General features: G+C 43.8%; 26 protein-coding genes and 1 pseudogene. 13 read left to right on the forward strand and 14 right to left on the reverse strand.

The features are described from left to right. Positions 1-58: 58 nt before the first annotated feature. From ACE1CM_RS28600 to ACE1CM_RS28620, 5 genes are all read left to right on the forward strand, one after another. Positions 59-1,630, forward strand: a complete 1,572-nt coding sequence (locus ACE1CM_RS28600) for a glycosyltransferase (protein ID WP_374882248.1) — start codon at positions 59-61, stop codon at positions 1,628-1,630. Positions 1,631-1,692: 62 nt separating this feature from the next. Then, complete coding sequence (locus tag ACE1CM_RS28605; RefSeq protein ID WP_374882249.1) at positions 1,693-3,153, forward strand: radical SAM protein; 1,461 nt, start codon at positions 1,693-1,695, stop codon at positions 3,151-3,153. 210 nt (positions 3,154-3,363) lie between these two features. Continuing rightward, complete coding sequence (locus tag ACE1CM_RS28610; protein WP_374882250.1) at positions 3,364-4,197, forward strand: class I SAM-dependent methyltransferase; 834 nt, start codon at positions 3,364-3,366, stop codon at positions 4,195-4,197. 495 nt (positions 4,198-4,692) lie between these two features. After that, positions 4,693-5,139 (forward strand): GNAT family N-acetyltransferase, encoded by a 447-nt coding sequence (locus ACE1CM_RS28615; protein ID WP_374882251.1) that lies wholly within the window; start codon positions 4,693-4,695, stop codon positions 5,137-5,139. A 1,121-nt stretch (positions 5,140-6,260) separates the two neighbouring features. Beyond that, complete coding sequence (locus ACE1CM_RS28620) at positions 6,261-7,733, forward strand: MATE family efflux transporter (RefSeq protein ID WP_374882252.1); 1,473 nt, start codon at positions 6,261-6,263, stop codon at positions 7,731-7,733. A gap of 621 nt (positions 7,734-8,354) precedes the next feature. Here ACE1CM_RS28620 and ACE1CM_RS28625 read toward each other — a convergent pair. Next, the gene (locus ACE1CM_RS28625) at positions 8,355-8,510 is read right to left on the reverse strand and encodes a hypothetical protein (protein WP_374882253.1); all 156 of its coding nucleotides are present in this window, start codon (positions 8,508-8,510) and stop codon (positions 8,355-8,357) included. 472 nt (positions 8,511-8,982) lie between these two features. On the opposite strand from ACE1CM_RS28625, the gene ACE1CM_RS28630 reads away from it, so the two are divergent. Then, positions 8,983-9,552 carry a hypothetical protein gene (locus ACE1CM_RS28630; RefSeq protein ID WP_374882254.1) on the forward strand — a complete coding sequence of 190 codons (570 nt, stop codon included), beginning with the start codon at positions 8,983-8,985 and terminating at the stop codon, positions 9,550-9,552. A gap of 180 nt (positions 9,553-9,732) precedes the next feature. Here ACE1CM_RS28630 and ACE1CM_RS28635 read toward each other — a convergent pair whose 3' ends face one another. Further along, entirely contained in the window at positions 9,733-10,779 is a 1,047-nt protein-coding gene (locus ACE1CM_RS28635) for a pentapeptide repeat-containing protein (protein WP_374882255.1), read from the reverse strand. A 14-nt stretch (positions 10,780-10,793) separates the two neighbouring features. Between ACE1CM_RS28635 and ACE1CM_RS28640 the strand changes: the two genes are divergently transcribed. The 3 genes from ACE1CM_RS28640 to ACE1CM_RS28650 all read left to right on the forward strand — a co-directional run bounded on the left by ACE1CM_RS28640 (position 10,794) and on the right by ACE1CM_RS28650 (position 12,338). Continuing rightward, positions 10,794-11,348: a GNAT family N-acetyltransferase gene (locus ACE1CM_RS28640; protein ID WP_374882256.1), complete on the forward strand. Its 555-nt coding sequence runs from the start codon at positions 10,794-10,796 to the stop codon at positions 11,346-11,348. 14 nt (positions 11,349-11,362) lie between these two features. Beyond that, complete coding sequence (locus ACE1CM_RS28645; protein ID WP_374882257.1) at positions 11,363-12,061, forward strand: hypothetical protein; 699 nt, start codon at positions 11,363-11,365, stop codon at positions 12,059-12,061. Positions 12,062-12,161: 100 nt separating this feature from the next. Next, positions 12,162-12,338, forward strand: a complete 177-nt coding sequence (locus ACE1CM_RS28650) for a hypothetical protein (RefSeq protein ID WP_374882258.1) — start codon at positions 12,162-12,164, stop codon at positions 12,336-12,338. Between the two features lie 49 nt (positions 12,339-12,387). Here the strand turns inward: ACE1CM_RS28650 and ACE1CM_RS28655 are convergent, their stop codons facing one another. The 3 genes from ACE1CM_RS28655 to mutL form a co-directional block, all read right to left on the reverse strand. Next, positions 12,388-12,660 carry a hypothetical protein gene (locus ACE1CM_RS28655; RefSeq protein WP_374882259.1) on the reverse strand — a complete coding sequence of 91 codons (273 nt, stop codon included), beginning with the start codon at positions 12,658-12,660 and terminating at the stop codon, positions 12,388-12,390. A 3-nt stretch (positions 12,661-12,663) separates the two neighbouring features. Then, a complete protein-coding gene (locus ACE1CM_RS28660; protein WP_374882260.1) occupies positions 12,664-12,888 on the reverse strand; it encodes a hypothetical protein in 225 nt (74 codons plus the stop codon). A 62-nt stretch (positions 12,889-12,950) separates the two neighbouring features. Beyond that, complete coding sequence (gene mutL / locus ACE1CM_RS28665; protein WP_374882261.1) at positions 12,951-14,753, reverse strand: DNA mismatch repair endonuclease MutL; 1,803 nt, start codon at positions 14,751-14,753, stop codon at positions 12,951-12,953. Positions 14,754-14,917: 164 nt separating this feature from the next. Between mutL and ACE1CM_RS28670 the strand changes: the two genes are divergently transcribed. Both ACE1CM_RS28670 and ACE1CM_RS28675 read left to right on the forward strand, forming a co-directional pair. After that, the gene (locus ACE1CM_RS28670) at positions 14,918-15,496 is read left to right on the forward strand and encodes a rhodanese-like domain-containing protein (protein WP_374882262.1); all 579 of its coding nucleotides are present in this window, start codon (positions 14,918-14,920) and stop codon (positions 15,494-15,496) included. 432 nt (positions 15,497-15,928) lie between these two features. Further along, positions 15,929-16,309 carry a rhodanese-like domain-containing protein gene (locus ACE1CM_RS28675; protein ID WP_374882263.1) on the forward strand — a complete coding sequence of 127 codons (381 nt, stop codon included), beginning with the start codon at positions 15,929-15,931 and terminating at the stop codon, positions 16,307-16,309. A 584-nt stretch (positions 16,310-16,893) separates the two neighbouring features. Here the strand turns inward: ACE1CM_RS28675 and ACE1CM_RS28680 are convergent. The 5 genes from ACE1CM_RS28680 to ACE1CM_RS28700 all read right to left on the reverse strand — a co-directional run bounded on the left by ACE1CM_RS28680 (position 16,894) and on the right by ACE1CM_RS28700 (position 20,767). Then, positions 16,894-17,526: a ribonuclease D gene (locus ACE1CM_RS28680; protein ID WP_374882264.1), complete on the reverse strand. Its 633-nt coding sequence runs from the start codon at positions 17,524-17,526 to the stop codon at positions 16,894-16,896. After that, positions 17,513-18,121 carry a CAP domain-containing protein gene (locus ACE1CM_RS28685; protein WP_374882265.1) on the reverse strand — a complete coding sequence of 203 codons (609 nt, stop codon included), beginning with the start codon at positions 18,119-18,121 and terminating at the stop codon, positions 17,513-17,515. The genes ACE1CM_RS28680 and ACE1CM_RS28685 overlap by 14 nt, the downstream gene beginning before the upstream one ends. Before the next feature lie 30 nt (positions 18,122-18,151). Beyond that, on the reverse strand, positions 18,152-18,520 hold the full coding sequence (locus tag ACE1CM_RS28690) for a hypothetical protein (protein WP_374882266.1): 369 nt from the start codon (positions 18,518-18,520) through the stop codon (positions 18,152-18,154). A 36-nt stretch (positions 18,521-18,556) separates the two neighbouring features. Beyond that, the gene (gene trpB, locus ACE1CM_RS28695) at positions 18,557-19,813 is read right to left on the reverse strand and encodes a tryptophan synthase subunit beta (RefSeq protein ID WP_374882267.1); all 1,257 of its coding nucleotides are present in this window, start codon (positions 19,811-19,813) and stop codon (positions 18,557-18,559) included. A 546-nt stretch (positions 19,814-20,359) separates the two neighbouring features. Beyond that, a complete protein-coding gene (locus ACE1CM_RS28700) occupies positions 20,360-20,767 on the reverse strand; it encodes a hypothetical protein (protein WP_374882268.1) in 408 nt (135 codons plus the stop codon). Positions 20,768-20,986: 219 nt separating this feature from the next. Between ACE1CM_RS28700 and ACE1CM_RS28705 the strand changes: the two genes are divergently transcribed. Beyond that, positions 20,987-21,355 carry a translation initiation factor gene (locus ACE1CM_RS28705; RefSeq protein ID WP_374882269.1) on the forward strand — a complete coding sequence of 123 codons (369 nt, stop codon included), beginning with the start codon at positions 20,987-20,989 and terminating at the stop codon, positions 21,353-21,355. 121 nt (positions 21,356-21,476) lie between these two features. Here the strand turns inward: ACE1CM_RS28705 and ACE1CM_RS28710 are convergent, their stop codons facing one another. From ACE1CM_RS28710 to ACE1CM_RS28725, 4 genes and pseudogenes are all read right to left on the reverse strand, one after another. Further along, a complete protein-coding gene (locus ACE1CM_RS28710) occupies positions 21,477-21,872 on the reverse strand; it encodes a hypothetical protein (protein ID WP_374882270.1) in 396 nt (131 codons plus the stop codon). A gap of 94 nt (positions 21,873-21,966) precedes the next feature. Continuing rightward, positions 21,967-23,832, reverse strand: coding sequence for a CheR family methyltransferase (locus ACE1CM_RS28715; protein ID WP_374882271.1), 1,866 nt, complete (start codon positions 23,830-23,832; stop codon positions 21,967-21,969). Next, a complete protein-coding gene (locus ACE1CM_RS28720) occupies positions 23,829-24,449 on the reverse strand; it encodes a chemotaxis protein CheB (protein WP_374882272.1) in 621 nt (206 codons plus the stop codon). Before ACE1CM_RS28720 ends, ACE1CM_RS28715 begins: the two co-directional genes overlap by 4 nt. A gap of 83 nt (positions 24,450-24,532) precedes the next feature. Continuing rightward, positions 24,533-24,699, reverse strand: a pseudogene (locus ACE1CM_RS28725) (transposase); the annotation flags it as partial. Between ACE1CM_RS28725 and ACE1CM_RS28730 the strand changes: the two are divergent. Beyond that, positions 24,658-25,983, forward strand: coding sequence for an RNA-guided endonuclease InsQ/TnpB family protein (locus ACE1CM_RS28730; RefSeq protein ID WP_374882273.1), 1,326 nt, complete (start codon positions 24,658-24,660; stop codon positions 25,981-25,983). The pseudogene ACE1CM_RS28725 and the gene ACE1CM_RS28730 overlap by 42 nt on opposite strands. Positions 25,984-26,568: the final 585 nt, after the last annotated feature.

Genomic DNA, 26,568 nt, shown 5'->3' on the forward strand with positions numbered 1-26,568 from the left:
TCTCGCGACTGTCAACCCACGATTTTTCAGATTCGCCCTTTGTTTTTTTGCGTAAGTCATGGAAGATTTTTTGACAAAGTTTTTCAAGAAACCTAAGAAACAAAAGAAATCAGTAGCTCAGCAAGTCAACAAAAATAAACACAACCATGTAAAGGGGAAAAAAATGAAAGCTCAAGCTATGAATACGATGAAATATAAGTCGGTGTATGGTATTTCTTTTGATGGAGTTTGTATTTCTGGAGTCACGGCAGAATATATTAAGTTGACCAGGTATTTTCAAAAAAGTGGATATAAAATTTACCTGGACTTAGGTTATGATATTAAAGCAGACAAAGGGAATTTTTTCATTCCCTATACACAGGAAATCGAGTACTTGCCAGACTGGATAAATTTAGAGCGTCTTTCAAGTCTAAGCAAAATACCTGAATATAATCCTAGTCTGGTAGAAAAGCTTCTGAGTGCTATTTGCCAAGATTCAGATTTGGCTTATAATTCTCAAGATTGGCGCTTAGTAGAAGAGATTTCTGAATCCATTGCTCAATTATTAATAGAGAAATGGTATTCATTAAATGTGGAAATAGTGATTGTAGAGAATGGAACTCTACCAGAGAACATTATTTTCACAAAAGCAGTTTATAAAGCAATAATCAAGTATGGAGAGCAAAGAAATTTAGGAAAGTATGCGTTCTGGAGAGATCATGATTTGATGTGGTTTAGCGAGGTGGATAAATACGGGGAGCGAGCCATAAAAATTGCTGTTAAACCTGTAGGTCAAAAATATATACATCATGTTGTATTGCATGATGCGGCTAAGAAAAAAATGATGAGTTGGTCTAAAGATACTGATTTTCATGTATTACCCAATTGCTTTAATTTTTCGCAGAAGTTAAGTAAGAACTGGAAATTCAGGAAAGACTATAATATACCGCATGACGCAATCGTGATTGCCCGCTCCACAAGGCTGATCAGGCAAAAAAGAATAGATAGAGACATTTATATCACAGGAATGCTAAATCAGCAGCGGGAATCAAAAGAAAAAGAAGTCTACCTGTTCATAGCTGGCAAAAATAATGAAGACAGGCAGGAGTACGAAAGATTAAAGAAAATGTCTCAGGCTCTGAACGTGGAAGATAAAATTATATTTGGTGATGGATTAAAAACTTTAGAAAATTATTTCAAAATCGCCGATGTGGGAAAAAGTAAATATGGCATCGGAGATCTGATGGCTGACAGTCAATTGAGTTCGTTTCTGACAGCATTTGGGTACGATGGCTATGGAAACCCGCCAGGGGAAGCGATCGCCTCCAAAATTCCCTTTATCAGCACAAATTATGAACTTTACGATAGTGTCTACGGAGTAGATACTTATAAGACAAATCTGCTTGAGGTGTCGAAGGATAAGGATGATTTACCATCGCATGAGTACATTAATGAAGTCAACAATTTGCTGAGAGATGAGAGGAAGTGCCGTGAAATAGCTAACTATAACTATCAGGTGGGTATTAAAAAAATATCTACCATCACTTTTCAACAAAAATTACTTGAATTATTCCCAAACCACCTGTCTTGTTTAGATAAGATGGCATCTAGGGACATACTTTTGCGGTCAGAAGCGGAAGTGCTTGTATAATTCAGGTAACAGACAAACAACAGACAAACAATGTAACTCACATCATAGGAGATCGTTGCAAAATGGAAGCAGTGTCTAATCAAGCGAATTGCTCTCAAGCCTTGAAATCTCTCAATACATTCGATCCTAATTATCCACCAGCCAAGGTTGTGGAGCTGCTGAACAGAGAAGAAAATGTAAAATTGTACAACTACATCACCGAAGATCCTTTTGGCGCACATCATTATCCGGGGACAACTGCATTGGAGGTATCGGATTTTCATTTCTATGTAAATGAGGAATTGGAAAAAGGAGAAGAACTGTTTTTATGGGCGTATATTCCTTTGTGCAATTACAAATGCTATTATTGCCAGTTCCCCGTGGTGTTGCAATCAAGCGATCCAGCCAATGCAAAATATAGAGCGAAGAGTTGGGTGGACTATAACATTAAAGAAGCCATGTTATGGCAACAAAAGATTCCCAAATTAAAAACGGCACCAATCGGTGAATTTTGCCTGTTTGGAGGAACACCCACACAAATACCTATGGAGGAGTTGGGTCGATTAATTGATTTATACAAAGAAAACTTTAACTTTACCCAGAACTCAACTATTCGCGTAGAAGGAAGTCCAGACAGCCTGAATCAAGAGATGCTCGAGTTTTTATATGAAAAGGGCTGTAGAAAGATCTCATACGGAATACAAAGTTTTAATGATGAATTGATTAGTTTGTCAGGACGTGGCCATTCAGGGCAACAAGCAATAGATACGCTCTTGAATGCCCGTAAAATAGGCTTTGAGAGAATCACAGGCGATCTGATCTATGGTTTAGTCAACCAAACTATATCGGATTTTGAGAAAGATGTTAAAACAGCCTTGGAGTATAAGTTTGATACAGTGGTGACGACCAAACTCCATCTAGGCGCCTACGAGAAGACAGGTACAGCTATATCTGGCATCTCACCTGCCAAATGGCAAAACAGCGAGTATCGGGAGAAATTAACTTTGAAAGGTTTGCGTTGGCCTACATTAGGTGAGCAATACCAAATGAGAGAATTGGCGGTGAAACTCTTTGCTCAAGATGACAGATCAGAGTATCCGACCATGTATTTTCAAAAAAAAGCAACGGGACCGGAAAGGTGGAAATCCCTTCAGGTAGATCAAAATAAACAAAACGTTGAAATTGGCATCGGTCTGGGGGGCAGTTCCCACTGTTCCAAAGCAAGTGGAGTTGTGGAAGTGAATCCCAAGTTTTACCAAGCAGCCATTGAGGAGGGAAAAATACCGCTTACCGTTAAAGGCTACGATCAAAGCTCGCAGGAGGCAAGTTCGCTCAGAAAATCGCTTTCTACCTGCCAGCCAGTATTCAACTCCTATCATGTCAATCGCTTTCCACACAGCAATCTCTTAAAAGGCCACTGGGGTAAAGTATTCCGAGATTTAGAACGAAGAGAATTGCTTTCGATTGATGAGTCAAGCGAGTCGATAACGCTGTCACAAAATGGGAAAACACTTGTAGAAGCGATAATGAACACGGAAATATAATAAAAGTCAATAACCCAGCAGTCAGCCGAGGGAATTTCTAGAGGAAACCCCTCGGCCTTTATGGGCGATGGCGCAGAGGTTAGTACCTTACCCACTGATGTTAGAATTGCTCAATCCTCAAAACTTTTACCAAAGTATTGCCAGTTTTTACAACACAACCAAAAGGGAATTATCCACCACCTTATATCTCGATCGCTCAGGGAGATTTCTATGACCAATACAGCTCAGCTAAATGAACATAAACAGCAGGTAACATATGGTTTTAATCTAGCGGCAGCAGGCTACGACAGACCGGCACTGCGGCACCTGAGAAACTGTGCCCAGCAACTTGTGGAATTGGCAAAGTTACAAAATGGGCAAAAGGTGCTGGATATTGCTACAGGGACGGGAACGGCAGCGATCGCTATCGCCAGTAAAGTTAGCTCTACAGGTCAAGTTGTTGGGATCGATCTTTCCCAAGATATGCTGGCACAAGCACAGCAAAAGATTAAGACAGCAGAGATAACTAATATTGAGCTACGACAGGAAGATGCAGAAAAACTGAGCTTCAGCGACAATAGCTTTGATGCTGTAATCTGTGCGTCAGGCATTTTCTTTTTGCTTGATATGCTAGGTGGATTGCGGGAATGGCAGCGTGTCACCCAGCCAGGTGGAATAGTCGCATTTTCCAATTTTGGTGAGACTGCTTTCCAGCCAATGGATAAAATATTCTATGCACAAGTCAAAAATTATGGTGTCCAAATTCCATCCGCATGTGGATTGCTTGACACACCAGAAGCATGTCTTAACCTCATGCATACGGCAGGGTTTGAGGACATCGAAATCCAGACTAAGCAACTAGGCTACTATCTAGATAACACAAACGAGTGGTGGGAGATGCTTTGGAATAGTGGCTTTCGGATTGAGCTGTTGCAAATCTCAGAGGAGAAATTAGAGCAGTTCAAAGCAGAACATTTGGCAGAAATCGAGAAACTCAAGACAGACAGAGGTCTTTGGCTGGATGTGGAAACTATTTTTGTCATGGGGAAGAAACCAAACCCATAAAGTTTGTGTTGCCAAAAGTTATTGAGGAAAGAAATATTCTGAGGACCAGCCCTTTCAAGGTGTTGTGTTATTAGTTGATTGATTGTTTGTTTTCAGGTGTAATATGAAAATCCTGATACTGTTGGCGAATTATTTCTTTATGTCTGAAACCCTGATTCTAGCTTTGTCTGATTTACAAAAGTCAATCAGTTCCAACAAGGGTACGATTACGAGCGTCTACCGGAAATGAGCGCAGCTGCTATATAACTCAAGTTGCTAGTTATCTCTCTCACAGCGGCTAATGGCGTTACTAGGCTCTGCCGTGGTCACGAGGCTAATGGCGAGATTGGTAAAAATCCTCTATTAGCAATTAGCAATTAGCAATTAGCAACCCCCTTGTTTATAACCAGCAACTTGCGTTATATATGCTGTGATGACTCGTATTATGCTACCTCGTCTTGTCGTTTAAAGATTTACTTTATAAATGGTCTCTTAGTAGATAGGATTGTTGTGGTTATGGGGCTGTCGGATTACGAGTCAGAAGAGATGGGTATACAAATACGTTATTATCAGGATGCTGATTTTCCTCAATACGAACAATTATTGAAAGACATAGGAATTTATGATGAAATTCTAGATAAAAGAGAGATTATCCAAAAAAAAATCCAGTACGATCCAGAATCTATTCTGGTAGCTGAAGCTCGGGGAAGATTAATAGGAACTGTTTATATTCTTTACGACCCTTGGCGTTCTTTGATTTACCACCTGGGAGTTCATCCCGATTACAGGAGGAAAGGCTTAGGCAATAAATTAATGGATGAAGCTGAAGGAAAACTGAAAGCCAGAGGAATAAACAGAGCGATATTGTTTGTAGTAGAAGATAACGAACAAGTAGTCGAGTTTTATCAGAAAAGAGGTTGGTTTATACTCGGACAACCATTTTATATGGAAAAAGAGCTTTAACGGATTTCATGCCAACTGCCGCTGTGTGCTTAGTTTATCCACGAGATGCTTGAGGAATTTCACCGGAGATGAATCAGGACTTACGCAGGGGGCCAAAAACAAAGGTGATGCGTCAATCTCGCGACTCTAAACCCACGATTTTTCGGATCGCCCTTTGTTTTTTTGCGTAGGAGGAGGGCAGTTGAATGTGAATTTTTTGAGCTGCATCGATGGCGATCGATAGGGAGCAAGCGTTGCAATCCCCCACTGAAAAAATTCAGCTAATCCCCGCCGGATCCTCCGATCCCCCCGGGGGGATCAAAGCGTCAGACGGCGGCTTACGTTTCGGACGCTCTTTGCGAAATCGCCTGAAGCAATGCGGGTAAAAATTGGGGGTACTCCCACGAGTTCGCTTCGCCTACGATGCCCCCAATTTTTACAATTTCAATCGTTATTCGTTGTTTCTTGGCAACCAAAAAATATTAACCAATACCCACTTGTATTACATCAAATATTCTCTTATAATATTCCCATGGAAGACAAATTATAGTACGCAGTGCCAACAACAAAGCAAAAGCTAGAACTCAATCTATGGTTGAGAATTTGCCAGTACTGGTTTAACCGCCAATTAGGTGACAGGTTTGATTGGTAAGAGTATAACCGCTCTCCTGTTAACGCTTGTCCGTTAGTAACTCACCTGCCGGAATTGCGGCATAAACCAAATTACTACAGCCAGAAGAAATATCTGCAAAACCTCAAAAAAGATCCCGTCGTGTGCCCCAGAAGCCTACACCTACCCGTGAGGAAGGTGTAGGAGCGTCACGGGGAGCGCATAAGATCGATAATCCCAGAATCTTGTCAATTGGCTTTCCTACCTTATGTATAAAATGCATAAAAGTCTCCTGCCCTCTGCCTTGTCTCCACCCCGCCCTGGAAACAATAGTACCTCAGGTGGATTATAGGCTTCTAAATATCCGATAAGCTTGGGGTTCATGGGCAAGGTACTACTGCCAGCCTTGGCTTTGGTAGAGGCTTTCCTTAAAGTCAGCTACCGTTCGAGCAACATAGCTGTAATTACCTACTCAGAAGTTTGACATGCACCCGAAATATTTACAAACCGTACACAAGTAACGACGACAGCTATGAATATGTTTTCTAACAACAAGGATGCCCTATTGGACAATTTATCAGTTGGCAGTGATGGTTCTGCTGGTGAGTCTGCCAACTCTAGTGCGAGTCCCCTTGCCGTACTTCAGGTAGAAAATTCCTATATAAGTACAATAGCCGCACTTGCCATACCGGCAAGTGCGGAAGTATTTCTTCAAACCCTATTTGTTTTTGTTGACTCAGTAATCGTTGCCGGACTGGGAGATTTTCAATTGGGAGGGGTCAATCTCGCCAGTAAAATATTGGCACTGGTACTAATAATATTTGAGAGTATCGGCATTGGAGCTTCCATATTAATTTCTCAATATCATGGGCAATCAGATGAGGAAAAAATATCTAGAGCGTCCCTAAATATCATTTTATTTGGATTTATTTTTTACTTGATACCAACTTTTATATTATACTTATTTAAAAACTATTTATTTTCATCGTTTGGCGCTTCCGAGTCTTTACTTACATATACCACGCTTTATTTTGATATCGCCGTGTTCATCATACCTTTAAACATGGTTTATGTGATATGTGCATGTATATTGAGGGCAACTGGGGATGCTAAAACGCCATTAATACTAAGTTTAATAGCACTCTTTCTTAATACCGCAACCACTTATTTATTAACTTATGGTGTTGGTTCGCTAACTGGACTGGGAGTAGAAGGCGCTGCTTATGCAACACTATTTTCCAAATGTTTAGCCGTGGTAGCTATCTTGATAACTTTAGCAAAAAGAAATTACCTGAATATTAAAGAAGGCGCACATTTATTTGAGAGGGAAACTTTCAATTTTTTAGATGAATTAGTAAAAATAACTATCCCTGTGGGTCTGGGAGAAACGATCCTGTCCACCACAGAATTTGCTTACATATATCTTTTGACTAATGTCTCGGAAACTACTTTGATATCATTTCAAATGACTTCTACAATCGAAACGTCTTTGATTATGTTGACCTATGGATTGGGAGTGGCTGGACTTAATCTTTCAGGAAATGAGATAGGCAGAGGAAGTATCGACAATCTCCTGAAGCTGTGTCAGACTATCATCAAATTGTCCCTGGCAGTGTCGCTAATTCTCTTGCCTTTATACATGTTGATTTCAAATAATTATTTTCTCAGTTTAGTTTTCCCCAAGGTGGATGGTGAAATAATCAAATTAGCGGGTATTTTCTTAATATATTTTGGCTTTATTCAACCTGCACGAGTCCTAAATATTACCTTCGGTTATGGAATCTTAAAAAGTGATGGAGATACAGGATTTGTATTGTATATCGATGCATTAACGAGCCTAGTTGGAATCTTGAGTGCTTATATTTGTATAAATTTCATGGGTGTTGGTTATATAGGAATAATCGTAGGATTATTTGTAGATCAGTATCTGAGAAGCCTAATTTTTTATATAAAATATAGCTCCAGAACTTGGATAAAAACAATATCGACTTCAGAGGTTGTTTGAAAAGTTCAGACTTGAGGCAATCCTCGCTCTAAGCAGGACTTACGCACGACGAGAAAAGAAACCCGGTTTCTTCTTTGATCTCTCACAACCAAACCAACGATTTTTCGCATCACCTTATATTCTTTGCCTAAGTCCTGACTGATTAATAGCATCCTGCAATAGAAGCGTATCGTCATTGACATGTCTATTCAGGTAAGCAGCGAAAAGAGCGCGGTGCATGACAGTTTGTTCTTGATACGTTCACCAGTCAAATGGGTTTGCGACAGTGCAGTAAGTCAAGTAGAAAACGCAGATATTTTGTCCGCCAGCACTTACAGCAAGATCGAGCTAATTCAGACTGAACAAAACCGGGAGACTTAGCAGAAATAGCTTTATCATAGCGTTTCTGCCTGGGGGTCACCGATATATTTTCGGTTTTAATCTGCTTACCATGTCTCAAAACCCCGTTGACAATTCTCCGGTTTTGAGACTTAGCATACCGATCTAATTTTCGCTTTTTGCCAGCTAACTTTTGATATGTTTTAGCTTTCTTCCATTGTTGGAATACGATTGTTTTACTCAGTGCTTAACGAACTGAGGTAGGAAAGTTATGTCTATTTTTATGGTGAAGTAAATAATCTGCTAAAAACTCCAGGACTTACGCAAGGGCGTTGCCAGAAACAAAGGTGAAGACCGTCGTTCGCTCAGCGTCGGGTATGCATATCTCTGGTTGCCTTTCCCAAGGATTTTTCGGATCGCCCTTTGTTTCTTTGTAAGTCCTGCAATTGCTATCGTCATGAATGCCTCAACCTTCAACCAAGCGAGTGAGCTTGACTATGGCTAATGGCTAATAGCTAATGGCTAATAGCTAATGGCTAATGGCTAATGGCTAATAGATAATGGCTAATGGTAGAACCGAAAAATATTCCCATCAGCAATTAGCAATTAGCGATTAGCAATGCGAGCAACCCACGATAGTTATAACTAGCAACTTGGGTTATTTAGCTATTTAGTCATGCTCCATCTTGGGCCGATAGCAGACGTTGGTCAAGTCCAGATGCCCGACTTCTCGAACAAGTCGGGCATCTGATTTCACTTCCCCTCGCGAAAATCGCAACTAAGTTGTGCATTTTTTGCATTTTGAGCCAAAAAATGTGATAAAATTTACAAAATTACCCAAAATTAACAAGTTAATCTTCCCAAGGATAGATGACCGGCTTGAACTAGAGAGCGCGGTCGAGACAAAAATCTAAGCCGGAGAAGGATGAAGATGAATAAGTTAATTTTGGGTGTAAGTGCTACTCTGTTGGCAACGGGGTTGTTTGGTAGCGTTAGCGCGATTGCACAAGCATCCAACACTCAAGCGCAATCAGGGGTAAATTCCACGTTAATTGCCCAAGCTGGCGATCAAGCACTGATTCAGCAAAACCGAGGACTGCTATTACAAAATGGTCAAACTGCCAGGAATATTGCCACCAAAGTAGGCGCAGCAGTCAGCAACAGTGAAACTCCCAGCGGTGGTAACCCGCTGCAAGTGAACCAGCAATTAATCTTGCAAAATCGCGCTACTTTTATGAGTATTGCCAAAAAGGTAGGCGCTACAGTGCCTAACGTCCCTGGTCCCGGTGGCGGCGACTTGGCGACGCAAAACCACGAGCTGCTGTTGGGAAATCGGCAAATTGTGCGAGCGATCGCGCAAAAGTTGGGCGTGCAACTGCCCGCACCTCCCCAACTCAGCGGTAACATGGTGCAGCAAAATAACCAATTGCTGTTGGGAAATCGGAATGCATTGCAGGCAATTGCTGGCAAAGTGGGTGCTGCTGTAGCACCTGCTCAGTAATTCTACGGTTGTGGGAAGAAAGAAGCGATCGCGTAATTGGGAAGTCGCGCGATCGCCTGCAATTAGAAACTTGTCTCTAGCTTAACCGATTATTTACAGAAACCCGGTTTGTGAAACAAACCCGGTTTCTCATACCCTTTATAGACCGCGCAGGCGGTCTTTGTTTGTGTAGCCGCGACTTCAGTCGTTAGGCAAGCCCAATCCAGTGCCTCTTAAGTCCGTATCTCTGATAATCGCACCCGTTAAATTAGCCTGGGTTAAGTTAGCATTTTTCAAAATCGCACTACTCAAATCGCTATTGGTAAGAGTGGCATTTCTCAAATTGGCATTTTCCAAATTAGCACCCGTTAGATTTGCATTGCTCAGGTTGGCACTGTCTAAATTTGCCGTAAATAGATAGGCATTTATCAACTTTGCACCCGTTAAGTTGGCACGAGTTAAGTTAGCCATTGTCAGAACAGCTTTAGTTAAGTCGGCATTTTCTAAATTGGCACCGCTTAAGTCGGCATTATTTAAGCTAACGCCTTGCAAGTTGGTATTGTTGAGTTTAGCGTTATTTAGTTTAGCTGTAAGTAAGCTCGCATTCATCAAGTTAGCACCTACGAGGTTCGCGCCGGTTAAAATAGCGCCCCGCCAAGTCGTATCGCCTAAATAAGACTCGGTTAAATTCGCATTCGTGAGGTTGGCACTTTCTAAATTAGCGGTTTCTAAACGTGCTTTGTTGAGGTTAGCAGTTGTTAAATTTGCACCCCGCATATCCGCACCGCTGAGATTAGCTTCGATTAAAACAGCTTCGAGCAATAAGGTAGCAATCAACCTTGTTTCTCGCAAGTCTGCACCTCGGAGTCTCGCCCCCCGGAGTCTGGCACGTTTGAGGTTAGCGCCTCTAAGTTTTGCGTCTCGCATCATCGCCCCCCGCATTCTAGCATCTTCCAAATCGGCGGATTCTAAGATGGCACTTCTGAGGACAGTTTGCTGGAGATCTGCACTTTTTAGCTTTGCGCCCCTCAAGTTTGTTCCCTCTAAATTCGCTCCTGTTAAAATAGCACTGCTCAGATCTGCGCCGGTGAGGTTTTTACCGCTCAAGTTGGCATTCTTCAGGTCGCATTTTTGACATTGATTCGTTTCTAGCAATTTTTTGATGTGTTCTGGATTCGCTGCTGTTGCTGGTGTAGCTAAGTAGAGTGACGTTAACAGGAGTGTTGTTGCAAGGAGTTTTTGTTGCATTTTAGATTTTAGCTATGAAAATCATCGATCTTTGTCCTGATGACGAAAAAGCCATTATACAGGTTGCCAAGTTGCTTGTAGAAAGCTTTCAACAAAATTGGCCTGATGCTTGGCCTTCCCTAGATAGCGCGTTACAAGAGGTAAAAGAATCTTTTGGTGCAGATAGAATTAGCCGAGTTGCAGTTAATGATAATGGTGATATTTTAGGATGGATTGGCGGCATTAGCCAATACAATGGGAATGTATGGGAACTCCATCCACTCGTCGTGCGTGAGGATTCTCGGCGCAAGGGAATCGGAAAAGCACTGGTATTTGATTTAGAAGCACAAGTGAGGGAACGCGGCGGCATCACGCTTTGGGTTGGCACTGATGATGAAAATAATATGACAACTCTGGCGGGTGTAAATCTCTATTCCAATGTGTGGGAACATGTTACTAATATCAAAAACTTGCACGGTCATCCTTACGAATTTTACCAAAAATGCGGTTTTGCAATCGTAGGCGTGATGCCGGATGCCAATGGAATAGGTAAGCCGGATATTTATCTGGCAAAGTCAGTGAAATTTTAGATTTTGGAGGTTTTATGAACGTGAAGATTTTTTCCACAATAGCGACATCTGTTTTACTAGCTACTTTAGCTTTAGCTTGTAGCCCTATTTGGGAAAACCGATTAAATCGGACAGCGCAGGCACAGGAGGAAGACACCGAACTTATTTATGGTGAAATCGTTGACGCTTCACCTGAATATATTATGATTCCTGTACAAGTTGCGGGGAACAAAGGTCTTTTGAGTCAAGATTCTTCTTCCGAATATCGCGGCAAGGGTGCTGTTCCTGTCAATATGGTTTTTCATAGTTTAAAAACGGGGCAATCTCATCTTTTGTTAAACAAGAAAGCTGTTATATCTCAATGGGAGTTCTTAGAATTGAAAAAAGAGAAGGATAAACCAGCTAGAAAGGTTTTATTCTTGCGTCTGATAGAAACCGATACCAACGGAGATGAAAAATTTGATTGGAATGATGCTGCGGTTGGTTATTTAGCCGATATATCTGGTAAAAACATTCAGCGAATCACTCCGTCGAATGCCCAATTGAGCGGTTGGAAATATGACAAGAATCGCGATATTATTTTTATGCGGGTTATGAAGGATTCTGATAATAACAAAAAATTTAACAGCCAAGATGAGGTGAATTTTATTAAGGTTAGCCCGAACAATCCGGGGCAAGGAAAGGAAATTATTAACGATAAAATTCAGCAGCAGCTTAAGTCATCGCTCAAGTGATAATATGGGCAGGATTTAGGCATCGATCCCCCCCAACCCCCAATGCCTTGGGGGGCTTAAGAGGGAATAGACACTACTATGAGAAATGGTGGAGGTATTAATGGATGCTTTAGTGGAGCAACTAGAGACGAAATTGCGCCAGTGGAATCCCGATATTGCGGAACAAGTGCGGCAATACATAGCATACATTATCGAAATGGCAGACCAGGATGCGCTGGATATTCTGCGTTCAAGAGTTGTCGAGCAAGAAGTGTTGGATTTATTAGATGAACCCTAAACCTGGTGAAGTCTGGCTTTTGGATCTGGGATTGGTAATACTCCAACGCTTACAACCGTTTAAGCAACTCATCGTACTCATTATGTGTGCCAATCCAAAACCAGTAGATGTGGTCTTCTGGCTCCAACAAACCCAAAACTCTATAATTAATACTCACACGAGCAGAATAAATTGGTTGTCGTTGACTAACTCTTTTAAACTGAAGGCTAGTATGATAGGGATCTTCGCGCCAGAGAGCATATGCTTTAGCTGCTTGCTCTTGCACTGATGCGGGTAGTTGATTAAGTAGCTTACGGAATCCCTTGGTTACACTTGATTTCATTGTTCAAACTGGAAAAACATCATCGAGTGGAACTGTTTCGCCGTCAGCAATTTCCTTTCGCACCATTTCAGCAATAAGATCCCACTGTTGATCTGTTGTTGCTTCAAAGCGCGTTGCCCAAGCTTGCTCATCTTCTAAATCGGCTAGAAGGCGCGCTGCGATCGCATCTTGGATCTCGTTTGGCAGTTTTTGAATTTTTTCAATAACACGTTGAAGTAATTCAGTCATGTTTTCACCGTGAAGATATAACAGCAATCAATGACATCTCAATTTTATCGTGACAACTGTTTTCATATCCCGTGGCTTTTACCGATTACCCAATGACGGCGGAAGAAACGGGATAGGGCAGATTCTTCTAAAGATAAATAAATCGGGCGTCCGTGGGGACAGGTGCGGGGATGGCGGGTGCGTTGCCATTGGTCGATTAATGTTTGCATTTCACTCAAGGTAAGGGGTGTGCCGTTGCGGATGGCACTGCGACAAGCTGTTGCAACTTGTGCGGCTTGCAAGTCGCCGCCTAAACTAAGTTCTAAGAGTGCAGCTGCACAGTCATTTCGTTGGGCGAGGAGTGCTGGGGCGGTGCGGGAAGCCCACAATCCTTGACCAAAAGATTCTACCTCTAGGCCGATGTGTTGTAGTTGTTCTAGTTGCGCGGGTGAGAGGTTTTGCAGGACGATCGCAGGTTCTAAACGCACGAGTTGCCAGCGATCGCATAACTCTTCATACAATACCCGTTCGTGGGCTATATGTTGCTCGATTAACAATACCCCATTGCTATGTTCTGCCACAATATAAGTATTATTCACTTGCGCTACTGCCCGCAGTTTCAGCGGTGCGATTTCGTTTTGGTTGACGGTTGGTTGAATCTCGCGACTAACGTTATAACCGCTGCTTGCTTCTGATGCTTTAATCAGTTGTCCTATGCGCCCTTGATGCGCGGTTTCTGAAAGGGTTTCTGAATTGATACGCAATGCAACTCCCACTGCTTTAGTAATTTCTTCTTGCCAATAACTCAGTTGGTGCAAGTAAATTTCGGCTTTGGCAGGATGGCGATTCCAGTCTATTTGGTCGGGAGAAATTTGCAGGTGCAGGAAACAAACCGGGAAGCGATCGCGCGGCAATGTCCGCTGAAACGATGCCAAAATTGTTTGTTCTAATTCCGGCGCTTTTACCATTCTGCCATTGGTTGCGACTCGCACCCAATCCGGACGGCGGCGATGGCATCGATCTGGCAATCCTAAAACTAATTCTATATGCTGGGGATTGGTAATTGGTAATGGGTGATTGGTAATTGGTAATGGAAGAGATAGTTCAGCGTTCAAATGCTGTAAGTCGCCTATTTTAATATCGCGGACAAATTGAGGCAGAATTTGTTGGGCTGTTGTTCCGGGACTAATCGTAAACCAGGGGCGGTCATTTTGTTGCACTTGCCAGGTAATTTGAGGATGGCACAGGGCAATTTGCTGGATGATATTTTGTACCGCTTTTAATTGTTGGGCGGGGGAAGGTAACCCTTGTCGCCGCACTGTCCAAGTGCCGAATAAATTAGATGCGTTGACAACTGTACCGGGTGCGATCGCAACGGTTTCTTCTAATACTGGTTCCCCCAAACTATCGTAAACAATTCGCCAACCCGATCCCCCCCCTAACCCCCCCTTGCCAAGGGGGGGAGCGGGGGGGATCGCCCCCTTGCCAAGGGGGGGAGCGGGGGGGATCGCCCCCTTGGTAAGGGGGGGAACGGGGGGGATCGCCCGACTAGCTATTTCTAATTCTGCCAACTGAGCTAAACTGTGCAATGCTTCGCCGCGAAACCCCAAACTGGTAATTTTCCACAAATCTTCGCAGCGACGAATTTTACTGGTGCTGTGGGCAGTTGCTGCGAGTCGCAAGTCTTCTAACTCCATGCCATTGCCATTATCTGCTACCCGCACGCGCCATTGTTCGGGCCATAGGGAAACAACTATGCGCGTTGCCTTTGCATCTATGGCATTTTCTACTAATTCTCGTACAACGGCAGCTAAAGAATCAATCACTTCACCGGCGGCGATCAGATGCACCACTTCTGCGGGTAGGGTTTGGATGCGGTCGAACATAATATGTTTAGAAAACGGCGATCTAAATTGGTAACTCAACTCTGTCTGAGGACGTATAAGAACTCTATCAAAAGATGCATCTTTTAAACGTTCTTTCCCAAGAAAGATAAGTAGGACACAAAAGCCTTGTTAGATTTACTGGTGGTGTAAGACGGTATAAACTCATGGACATGGAAGATAAAGTTCAACAAGCAAAAGAAAGTGTTTCTCTTGGCATGGAAAATGTCAAGGATAAGCTAAAAGAGGACTATCACCAATCTGGCGATAAGGTGTCAGAGGCCATTTTAACGATTAAAGACAAGCTACCGAACATTACTCCTACCCCTCCAGGATTCAAACCGCAATCTTCTGCAAACGACCTGAAAGCGCGTTTGGAATGGGGCGAACCTGGTTTTACCATTCTTGATGTACGCGATCGCGACACCTTCAACAACGGTCACATCATGGGTGCAATGCCTATGCCTATCGACGAACTCGTAGACCGCGCTAAACCCGCGCTTCCCCTCAACCGCGATATCTACGTCTACGCCGACAGCGACGACGAGACCGCTCAAGCTGCCAACCAGCTGCGCGATGCTGGGTTCTATAACGTGGCAGAACTCAAAGGCGGTTTGCCTGCTTGGAAAGCTATTGGCGGCCCCACCGAAGGCGTTATGGAAGCGCTGACGCCTCCCGATGCCGGTGAATATAATATCTTATCCCGCCTCGCTACTGAGAAAAAGCTCAGGGAGCAAGCGAAGTAGATTCATATCAAATCCTGTTGCATCGGAATGATCGGCCTTTCTTGGTAATTGCTAATTGCTAATTGCTAATTGCTAATTGCTAATTGCCCCTACAGGTCGTAATTCTGATGCCTAAGGAAACGATATCAGTAGGGGCACGGCATCATACAACCTTTGGGTACAAACTCTTTGTTAGTGTCAGCCTTGCCCCTACAAAACCCTTTAAAACGGGTTATGACACGGCTTGCTATTGCAACTATGCGTCGCCAATAGATAGCGGGATTGCCACTGGGGGCAATCTTTTTGGGGTTGCCCTCTACTTTATTTCGCCACTTGCAGCCGGACTTTGATTCACAGCTTGCCTCTTATGTCAAGGTTTGCTAAATAAAAATTTGCTATTTGGGAAATTACTTGTTACATTGCGCTTAACCCGATCCAAGGTTAAAAAGACTAATGAAAGGATTGCTTAGTTTAATTCCCACGCCTCCACCTTTGAAGGCGCGATCGCTTGTTTATGACTTGAAAATGCGACTCGACTGGGGAGATCCGGCGCTGACTATTGTTGATGTACGCGATCGCACAGATTTCAACATCAGTCACATCACCGGCGCGATTCCCATGCCGATGAACGAATTAGTTGAACGTGCCTTGTCAAGTCTGGAACTGATGAGGGATATTTACGTTTACGGCGATACCGACGAAGATTCAGCAAGAGCAGCAACTAAGCTGCGCCAAGCTGGATATCTCAACGTATCTGAACTCAAAGGTGGTCTTCCAGCTTGGAAAGCATTCGGTTATCCAGTGGATACGGTTGTTACCGCCACTGTATTTTAGAACGGGGTCTTCTACCAAACCATCATAGAAGCTGAGAAGCCCCGTCTTTTAAGCGGTGGATGAAAGCGACAAAAAGGATTTATCCTTTTGTTTCCTTTGGCTTAATTTGTGATACAATTGTAAGAGGGTTAAACCGCACTAACTATTACCGGGAAGCAAGAGCCCCATCATGGATCGTCCTTACAAATATCAACCTAGAAATCAGTAACGGTGACGCGACCTGCACGGGTATTGCACGAAAGTGTAGAGTAAATGTTCCATAAAACTTTCATTGCGATCCGTTTGGGGAGTAGCACATCCTGAAGGTTAAACAAAATGCTTGTGGAGGCGGTCTGGCTCTGACGCAAGGCTTTAGTCAAAACGTCTAGTTAAGCAGCCCAGAAACAAGAAGAAAAGGTTCCGCAGCACGGTTTCAACCTGCTGCGGAACAACCTTTTTGAATCCCCCAGATAAATCAGGGGGAGTATGTCAATATTTTCTGTAATGATTGATACTCAAGGGAAAATTGGGAATTGGGAATTGGTAATTGGTAAGAATATAAAAATCCCATTACCTATTACCAATTACCCATTACCCATTACCAATTAATGTTCAAAAATATCTTTATATTGCAGTAAGTCTAGGGAAACTATTACTGGCAAACATTGAAAACACTGCTGGGCGAGTTCCCATCTTTCTTCGCGTTTTAACATTTCAATTAACTTTTTTTGCACGCTTAGTAAGTAGCGGACATCGTTGGCGGCGTAGCGGAGTTGTTCGTCTGAAAGGTTAACTGGATTTCCCCAATCGGAACTTTGAGCAGATTTATCCAGTTCTACTTTTTCTAACTCTTGTACTACCTCTTTTAAACCGTGGCGTGGGGTGTAGGTTCTGGCTAATTTACTCGCTATTTTTGTACAAAATATCGGTGCAACTTGAATACCCAAATGATGGCGTAACATCGCCACATCAAAGCGGGCGAAGTGAAATACTTTTTCCACCGAAGTTGCTGCCATTAATTGTTTTAAATTTGGGGCTTCGGTTTGTCCTTTGGCGATGCGAATTGCTGTCACTTGTCCTTGCGGATCGCATAGTTGGACGAGACACAAGCGATCCCGCATCGGTAGCAGTCCCATTGTTTCCGTATCTACCGCGATCGCATCTGCTTGCAAATACCCGGATAATACCTCATCGGGAATGTCGCGATCGCATACTTGAAAATTGTCAGAAAATTCCATATTTTGCACGGCGGATAAATATTTGGGTGAAATAGTACCGACCTTGGGGAGTTTTGACGACGCCCACGCCGGTCAAATCGAAATCCCCTACGATATTTTTGTAGTGACCGGGACTGTTTAACCAACCTTCAACGGCTTGATCTACCGGAGCGCGATATCCTTGGTTATAAGCTAAGTTTTCCCCTGCACTGCGGTACGGAATTGATTTTGCGATCGCATCGACTCGCTTTTCAAATCCATCGTGGCTAAATGTTGCTTTTCCACTTGCCATTGCCTGACTGTGTAACCTCGCCTGTTCGCTAATCCGCGGATCTAAGGTCAAAGGCGGTAAATTTTGCGACTGGCGATACTGGTTTATTTTTGCGTGGATTTCTGCTTCCAAGGCAGCATAGCGACTTGTATTAACCGTTTTATTGGTATTTTTTGGCGGAGGGACTGAGGCAATCGGTGTTGCCGGTGTCACTAAAATATCTTTCGCCCCGCTGACAACAGAATCGCATCCGCTGGTGAAAGCTAAAAGTAAAAAGTAAAAAGGAAAAAAACCCACCCGCCCGGAAATAAATTTGCCCGCAAACAACCCCACCCGCCCGGACATAAATTTCCGGGCTAATAGCCGAAGTCCACTTTAGTGGACTGAGTGCTTGACACTCCCCGTCCTAAAGGCGCGGGGATTCTTAAGACCTATAAATTCAGTCCTCTTTAGAGGACTTGCGCTATTAGCCAGGGAATTTATTCCCTGGCGGGTAATTCCCTGGCGGGTAATTCCCTGGCGGGTAATTCCCTGGCGGGTAATTCCCTGGCGGGTAATTCCCTGGCGGGTAATTCCCTGGCGGGTAATTCCCTGGCGGGTAATTCCCTGGCGGGCGATTCCCTGGCGGGCGATTCCCTGGCGGGTGATTTCCTGGCGGGTGATTTCCTGGCGGGTGATTCCCTGGCGGGTGATTCCCTGGCGGGTAATTCCCTGGCGGGTGATGGGACTGGTGGAATGTTTCATCTCACAGAAAACAAAATTTTCGCCTCTGCCCCTGGGCTACGATTGTTGGTTAAAGAATTTAGCAACAGTTTGGACATCTTTATCGCCGCGTCCAGAACAATTAATGACGATGCGAGGACTACCTTCGAGTTGGGGACAGAGAGTTTCCAGGTATGCGATCGCGTGCGCCGTTTCCAATGCCGGTATAATTCCTTCCAATCGGGAAAGACGCTCCAAAGCGGCTAAAGCTTCTTTATCCGTAATGCTGTAATATTCAGCTCGCCCGATATCCTTAAGATAACTATGTTCTGGACCTACCCCAGGATAGTCAAGCCCAGCACTAATAGAATGGGGTTCTATTACCTGACCTTCTTCATCTTGCAACAAATAGCTCATCGCCCCATGCAACACGCCGACTCGTCCTTTAGTGAGAGTAGCAGCATGTTTACCCGTATCGACACCTTCTCCTGCTGCTTCTATGCCAATTAAACGCACCGAAGGTTCGTTGACAAATTCGTGAAACAATCCCATTGCATTCGAGCCGCCGCCGACGCAAGCTAATAGAATATCCGGTAAACCGCTCCATTTTGCTTGTGCTTGGGCGCGCGTTTCCTTCCCAATAATTGCTTGAAAATCGCGCACAATCATCGGATAAGGATGGGGACCCGCCACCGACCCTAAAATATAGTGAGTCGTTTCTACATTCGTCACCCAATCCCGAATTGCTTCTGAAGTCGCATCTTTGAGCGTACCCGTCCCAGCTGCGACGGGTCGAACTTCTGCCCCCATCAAGCGCATACGAAACACGTTTAAAGCTTGGCGTTCCATATCGTGGACGCCCATGTAAATAACGCAGTTTAACCCAAACCGGGCGCACACCGTAGCCGTCGCCACGCCATGCTGACCTGCACCCGTTTCGGCGATAATCCGCTGTTTTCCCATTCTTTTCGCCAGCAAAACCTGTCCCAAGGCGTTATTAATCTTATGCGCCCCCGTGTGGTTGAGATCTTCCCGTTTCAGATAAATTTGCGGCCCGGTGCCATCGGGGCGGGTATAATGTGCCGTCAAGCGTTCGGCGAAGTACAAAGGCGTCGGGCGTCCCACATAGTCCCGCAGCAGATATTGCAATTCCTCTTGGAACGCCTGGTCATTGCAGTACTGCTCAAAAGCCGCCTCCAGTTCGCTCAACGCTGGCATGAGCGTTTCGGGTACGTACTTACCCCCGAAGCGTCCAAACCGTCCCAAAGCGTCTGGACGTTGTTCTTTTGCGTTTACACTGATTTGGGAACCCGAAGGCAGAGGAGTCGTGGTCACAAGCTTTTGTTGCAATTGTTGAAAGGCATTTTATATATTAACATCCATAGCCAGATTTCAGATTGCAGATTTCAGATTTTATATTTTAGTCGTAGGGTGCGTTAGCGATAGCGTAACGCACCAACATTTAAAATTATCTGAGTGATAATTATAGTTTTACTCATCTAGTCTCAAGTTGCTAGTTATCTCTCTTGGAGCGGCTAATGGCGTTACTAGGATCTGCCGTGGTCACGAGGCTAATGGCGAGATTGGTAAAAATCCAAGATTAGCAATTAGCAATTAGCAAGCTGGCAACGCCAAAGTTTATAACTAGCAACTTGCGTTAGTACTCCTCACACACTCAGAACCCATTCTCAACCCAGATTTGATTTCAGATTTCAGATTTCCGATTTCAGATTAGTGGGTTTTTCAATTAACCACAACCTAATCTGCCATCTAAAATCTCAAATTTAAAATTCCGATTTCAGATGGCAGATTTCAGATTTCTAGTGGTTTCTCTATTACCCACAACCAAATCTGCAATCTACAATCTAAAATCTAAAATTATTAAATGATTCCCTGACCTTTGGGGCGCTTGTCTTCTGTCATTGTCAGCTTGCCTTCTTCATCGTCGCGCAAGTTTCTCAGTTCGCTGACGCGCTCTGTTTTTTCCGCTTCTTCTTTTTCCCTGGCGTCTCCGGGTACTTCGTAATACATTTCCGGTTCGATGGCAAAGTTATCGATCAAACCTTCTTTGTCTACTGTATAACCGCCGGTTGTATCGATGCTTTCGTCATCGGTTTGATCGTCGGTTGGTGCGTCTTCATCTCTTTCTTTTGAAGGGATGGTGCGAAATGTTTCGTGTTCCCGCTCCATGCGGGCTGCGGTTTCAGCCGGAATAATATGGGGGTCGTACTGAGGTTCTGAGTTACTTACACCAACTTCGGGCTTATTTTCAATCTTTTGGTTATCCACGATCTTGTCCTGTTTAATTCTAACTGAACATTAGTTTAGATTTATTAAAATTTAAAATTCTACTATCTTTAGTTGGATTATTGGTTTAAAATAAATAGTACTATCGGTAGATAGATCGGTTTTCGCTACCCCAAAAGGAAGAGCGGGAGGGACGAGATCGCTCTATCGTGATAACATATCATATCTACCCATTCATCGTTGTTATGGCTTCTAGTTGTTATGGCTTCTTCTAAGCGCAAGTCCTCCGACGCCAAAACCCCAGGGGAAAACCGCGTCATTTACTCGGAATTCGGCAATGCCGACAACTCGCATGCTTTAGAAAGAGGCGTTCCCGATTTGCCTCCACAGCAGCAAAATCTGAGAGTACAAGCATCGAGTAAAGGTCGCAAGGGCAAAACCGTGACGATAATCAGCGGTTTTCAGCATAAACCAGAAACTTTAGAAGCGTTGCTGAAACAACTTAAAACCCAATGCGGTGCTGGTGGTACGGTTAAAGAAAATACGATTGAAATTCAAGGCGAACACAAGCAAAAGTTAATTCAAATTTTAACTGAGTTAGGTTATAAAGCCAAAATTAGCGGCGGCTGATATGGATTGGAGAGTTATAAACTTGGGCGTTGCTAATTGCTAATTGCTAATTGCTAATTGAGAGAGGGGGCGGGTTTAAATAAACCATTAGCCATTAGCGATTAGCCATTAGCTGCATTTATTAGTCCGGGTGTATATTTAGTCGAGCGAGATTCTGTTTTGATTTGGCTAAAATTTCCTTAGATTTTTCCAGTTGCTCCTTGGTTGCTTGCACGTGTTCTGCTGCTGCTTTCACGTGTTCTTCTGTTGCTTTGATGTGTTCTTGTGTTGACTCGATTGACAGGTGGGATGACTTGCCATACTCCTCTGCTGCTTTCCCGTGCGCTAGGGATGCTTTTGCATGTGCCTGGATTGACTTCCCTCGTGCTTCGATTAGCTTACCGCGTTTTTGATCCTCGATTGATTCTGCGTGCTGTTGAAGGAACTGTCCCATTTCTTCAACCATTTTGCCGTGCTTGTGGGATTCCTGCGCGTGTTCCTGTGCTTCCTTGGCGTGCTGTTGTTGTTCTTGAGACATAATGGCTAATTGGTAATTGCTAATTGCTAATGGCTAATTGGTAATTGCTAATTGCTAATTGCTAATTGCTAATTGGTTTTGTCCCCATTAGCCATTACCCATTTTCCCTAATTTCATCCTGCCGCTCATCCATCAAAAGGATGACGCCTTGCTGCTGATTTATCACAATCAATGGGGTGCAAATAAGGCGACAACGAATTGCTTTACCGCGACGGTTAACGGCATTTAATACAATTTCGTGTTCGTCGTGATTCCGAGTTTGGCAGGCGCGGATGAATTCCCGCAACTCTTGCAGGGGTAAACCAATATCTAAATCAAAAAAGAAGTGTCCAATTGCTTCTTCGCTACGCAATCCCCATAATTCCTCTGCCCTACCGTTCCAAAGTTGGATGCTGAGCCTATTATCTAAAACCACCATCCCAATCCGCAAGCTGATAAGAATTGCCTCCATGAATACAGTAACGCGGTTTAGTTCTTCAGTCCGCTGGCGCAGTTCTTCGTTTGTTGTTTGCAGTTCTTCGTTAGAAGACTGGAGTTCTTCGTTCATTGTCTCCAGTTCTTCGTTGGTAGATTGGAGTTCTTCGTTGGTGGTTTCTAATTCTTCGTTGGTAGATTGGAGTTCTTCGTTGGTGGTTTCTAGTTCTTCATTGGTAGATTGGAGTTCTTCATAAGCTGTTTCCAGTTCTTGGGAGCTGCGCTGAAGTTCTCGCTGTAATAAATGATAGCGCGTCACGTCGTTGAAAATAATGCTGACACCTTGGGCATCGGCATTGGTATCCAGCAGGGGAAGTACCTGAATTTCTAGGTGTAAAATATTTTCCTCTCCCTGGGGGTATTCCACGTTGAGAACCGCGATCGCGCGGCGTTCGACGTAAGCTTGTTCGATGCGCGATCGCAATTCAGTCGGACGGTAAGAAATTTCTAGCTCCTGTATGGGACGACCTATATCTTGGCTATTTAGATTAAACAGAATCCTCGCTTCGCGATTTGCTAGCGCTAAGTTGCCTTGAATATCTACAACAATTTGGGCAACTGGTAGAGATTCAATCGCTTCGTCCCGTAAACGCATATTTGCTACTATATTGTTGCTGGCTTCGGTGTTACCAGATTCTGCCATAATTAACAAGCGATCGCGCAAGCTGATTCTCGGTATTTTGGTAAAGATGCGATGCTTCAAGTTCGCTGGATTGAATAAGTTAGCATGAGTCAGTAACATCTCTGCTTTACCTACAAACAGATAACCCGTATCGTTGAGGGCAAAGTGAAACCGTGCCAAAATTCGCGCTTGCGTTTCCGAATTAAAATACATTAATGTATTGCGACACACGAGCAAATCTAGGCGGGAAATTGGCGCATCGTGGGTCAAGTCGTGGCGACCAAAAATCACGCATCGCCGCAAGTCTGGGCGGAACATGTAGTTAGTTCCGGCGCTTTCAAAGTATTTGTTTTGCAGTTGTTCGGGTACGTTTTGTAATGCTTTGGCTGAATAAGTGGCTAGACGACCTTGAGCAAGTGCTTCATCATCTAAATCCGTCGCATAAATTTTTACCCGCTCTCGAAACTGTTCTATCCCTAAGACTTCCGCCAATATCATTGCAATCGTGTAAGCTTCTTCCCCAGAGGCGCACCCAGCACTCCAGGCGCGAATCGCATCTTTGTTTTGCTTGACGGCGATAATGCGGGGGATAATATCATTTTGGATTACTTCCCATGCTGGTGCATCTCGAAAAAAAGTCGTGACGTTGAGTAATAGGGTATCGAATAGCTGATTGACTTCATTGGGATATACCTGTACATAGTCTAGATAATCGCTAAACGAGTTAACGCCGACTCGTTGCATCCGTTTGGTAGTTAAACGCTTAAGACTGGGGCGTTTATAGCCTGTAAAATCAAAGCCGCGAATTTGTTTGAGGTACTCTATTAAAGCTTCAAAACTTGGATCTATCGGAGCATTTGTCAAGACAACCTTCCTGTGATTACTAAATTGGCGATTGCTCCTGCTATTTCCGGCAACGGTAATACGAAATCCACACACCCCGTCGCGATCGCAGCAGCGGGCATTCCAAACACTGTCGATGTTGCTTTATCTTGGGCGATCGCTATCCCTCCCATTTTTTTAATCGCTTCTACCCCCTTTGAGCCGTCGCTATCACCGCCTGTTAATACTACAGCGATCGCGCGCTCTTTGTAACTTTGAGCCACTGACTCAAACAGTACATCCGCTGAGGGGCGGACAAAATGGACTTTTGGCGACTGGGATAGGGAAATCATACCCTTTGGTTTAACTAGCAAGTGATAGTCTGGCGGCGCAATATAAACCACAGATTGGTATAATTTTTCTCCATCCTCAGCGGGTTTTACTGTTAGCGACGTGTGGCGATTGAGAATTTCCGTCAAAAAGCTGGGATACTTGGGTGATATATGTTTCACGATTACAATAGGTACGGGAAAGTTAGACGGTAGCGCCGACAAGATTTCTATTAAAGCTTTAAGTCCATCCGCCGATGCTGCGAGGGCGACAATATCAAAAGCCCGAATGTCACTCGAATCAATAGGGTTATCTTCCGTTGTTTCCATCTAGAAAAGCTGAAAGGGTACTGCCACTATAACCCAAGCTCAGTGGCAGGGGAATTGAAGCCAGTATAAAAAGCGCAGCAACATTATTTTTCTGGAGCTGCTTGGTTCTGGACATCAGCCTTAAGTTGCGCTAGCGCGTTACACCGCCACAACTGGCAACAAAGTAAGCTCCTGTCCAAAATACTGGCTGGTAGTAAAACTGCTCAACATGGCTGGCAAATTCTTTTCTAATCAGCCGACTGCTAACGGTTGTAAAATATATCTCATGAAGCTAACACACATCTACAGAATCAAGCCCTCTACTGAACAAGTCGCCATCATGGACGACTGGTTAGAGTTGCTGCGACGGCACTTCAACTACGCGCTCGGTCAAAGATTTGACTGGCTACGTAGAACACGGTGTCAGATTGATAGATGCAGCTTAGTTTCAGAACCGATTGGCGACATACCGGACCAGTTTCCTGGATATAATTTCCAGGCTGGAGAACTAAAGCAAACCAAAGAATTATTCCCTGTCTATAAAGAGATTCATGCTGAAGTTCAGCAGCAGAATCTCAAGCGAGTGGATCGGGCTTGGGATAGGTGGATAAAACCAGATAAGTCTGGGAAAAAAGCAGGAAGACCCAAGTTTAAAAAGAAAGGGGAAATGCGATCTTTCACTTTCCCCAGGATTAACTGTCCACTGGCTGGGGTGAACAAGATTGAGGCGGGTATATTAACCTTGTCCAAAATAGGTTCAATGCCAGTTATCATGCACCGTCCCTTTCCTGATGGGTTTGAACTAAAAACTGCAACTATCGTCAAGAAAGCTGACGGCTGGTACATTGCTGTTTCTCTGGAAGATGATTCGGTTCCAAGTCCGAAACCTATTGATAAAATCAAGAGTGCAGTAGGTGTTGACCTCGGACTCAAATTTTTTCTGGTGACATCTGAGGGTGAAACTGTAGAGGTTCAACAACAATACAGAAAAACTCAGAAACACCTGCCAGGTCAGCAACAGCGCTTAGCCAGAAAAGAACCAGGTTCTAAAAAATCACAAAAACAAAAAGAAAAAATCTCTCGCATCCACCAACGTATAGGTAGGAAGCGGGAGATTTTTCATTATAGTGTTGCTCATCAGCTCGTCAAAAGCTATGACTTAATAGCTGTTGAAGATTTGAACATTAAGGGATTAGCTAAAACACGTTTAGCTAAATCAATTTACGATGTGGCTTGGAGCAAGTTATTGAAAATATTGGAAGCAGTGGCTTTAAGAAGCGGCGTACATTTTGTTAAGGTCAGTCCTCACAACACCACAGTAAATTGCTCTAGATGCGGCACTAAAGTACCCAAAACACTATCTGTTCGACTTCATGAATGCTCAAAGTGCAATCTGGAAATGGACAGAGATGAAAATGCTGCAATCAACGTTCTGCATAAAGCGTTAACTGCCGTGGGACTCACGGTGGCTGCCTATCGACGGTTAAGTGGTTACACTCCGGGTGAAGTAGGAATTCCTGATTGTGAAGTCGGGAAGCTGTCGCTATATTCGTAAGAATTAGCGACAGAGGATGTCACTTTATTGCCTCTATTTTTTTCGCCTCTGCCAAATCCCAATTAATTTTTATCAGTTATACTGTTAACAAATTATTACAAAAAAGCCGTCAAGTATTGATTATAGGACTGACGCAAAGAAACTAAGGGCGAGCCGAAAAATCGTGGGTTTGCCGACCAGAGATATGCATACCCTAGCTGGCGGGCACACGCGCAGGCACTCGCGAAAGCGAACGACGGTTGAAACCGGGTTTCTGGCCTTTTCTGGCGTAAGTCCTGGATTACCTCGCGAAACGAGCGCTAATGATATATTATCTTGAAACGATTGATAGCCAAAAATCATAGTGCTACTTTCACCAGCAAATCCGCTACTTTTAGCAGATGAAACTTTACTAATGCAATCCCTCGCTTATTGTCCGGATTTCTCATAATAAGTAGGTACAAGCAAATAAAGTGAAAATAGTTATGCAAGTCTGGGGCGGGGCACCCCACCCAACCCACAAAAATGAGAAAATAATTTGGGGGGGGCGGCGGTGGCCCCCCCGGGGTGAAAATAATTTTAAAAAACAAAATAAAATGGCTTTAA

Origin of the sequence: Microseira sp. BLCC-F43, assembly GCF_041929235.1 — a bacterium.
Taxonomy (GTDB): Bacteria; Cyanobacteriota; Cyanobacteriia; order Cyanobacteriales; family Aerosakkonemataceae; genus Microseira.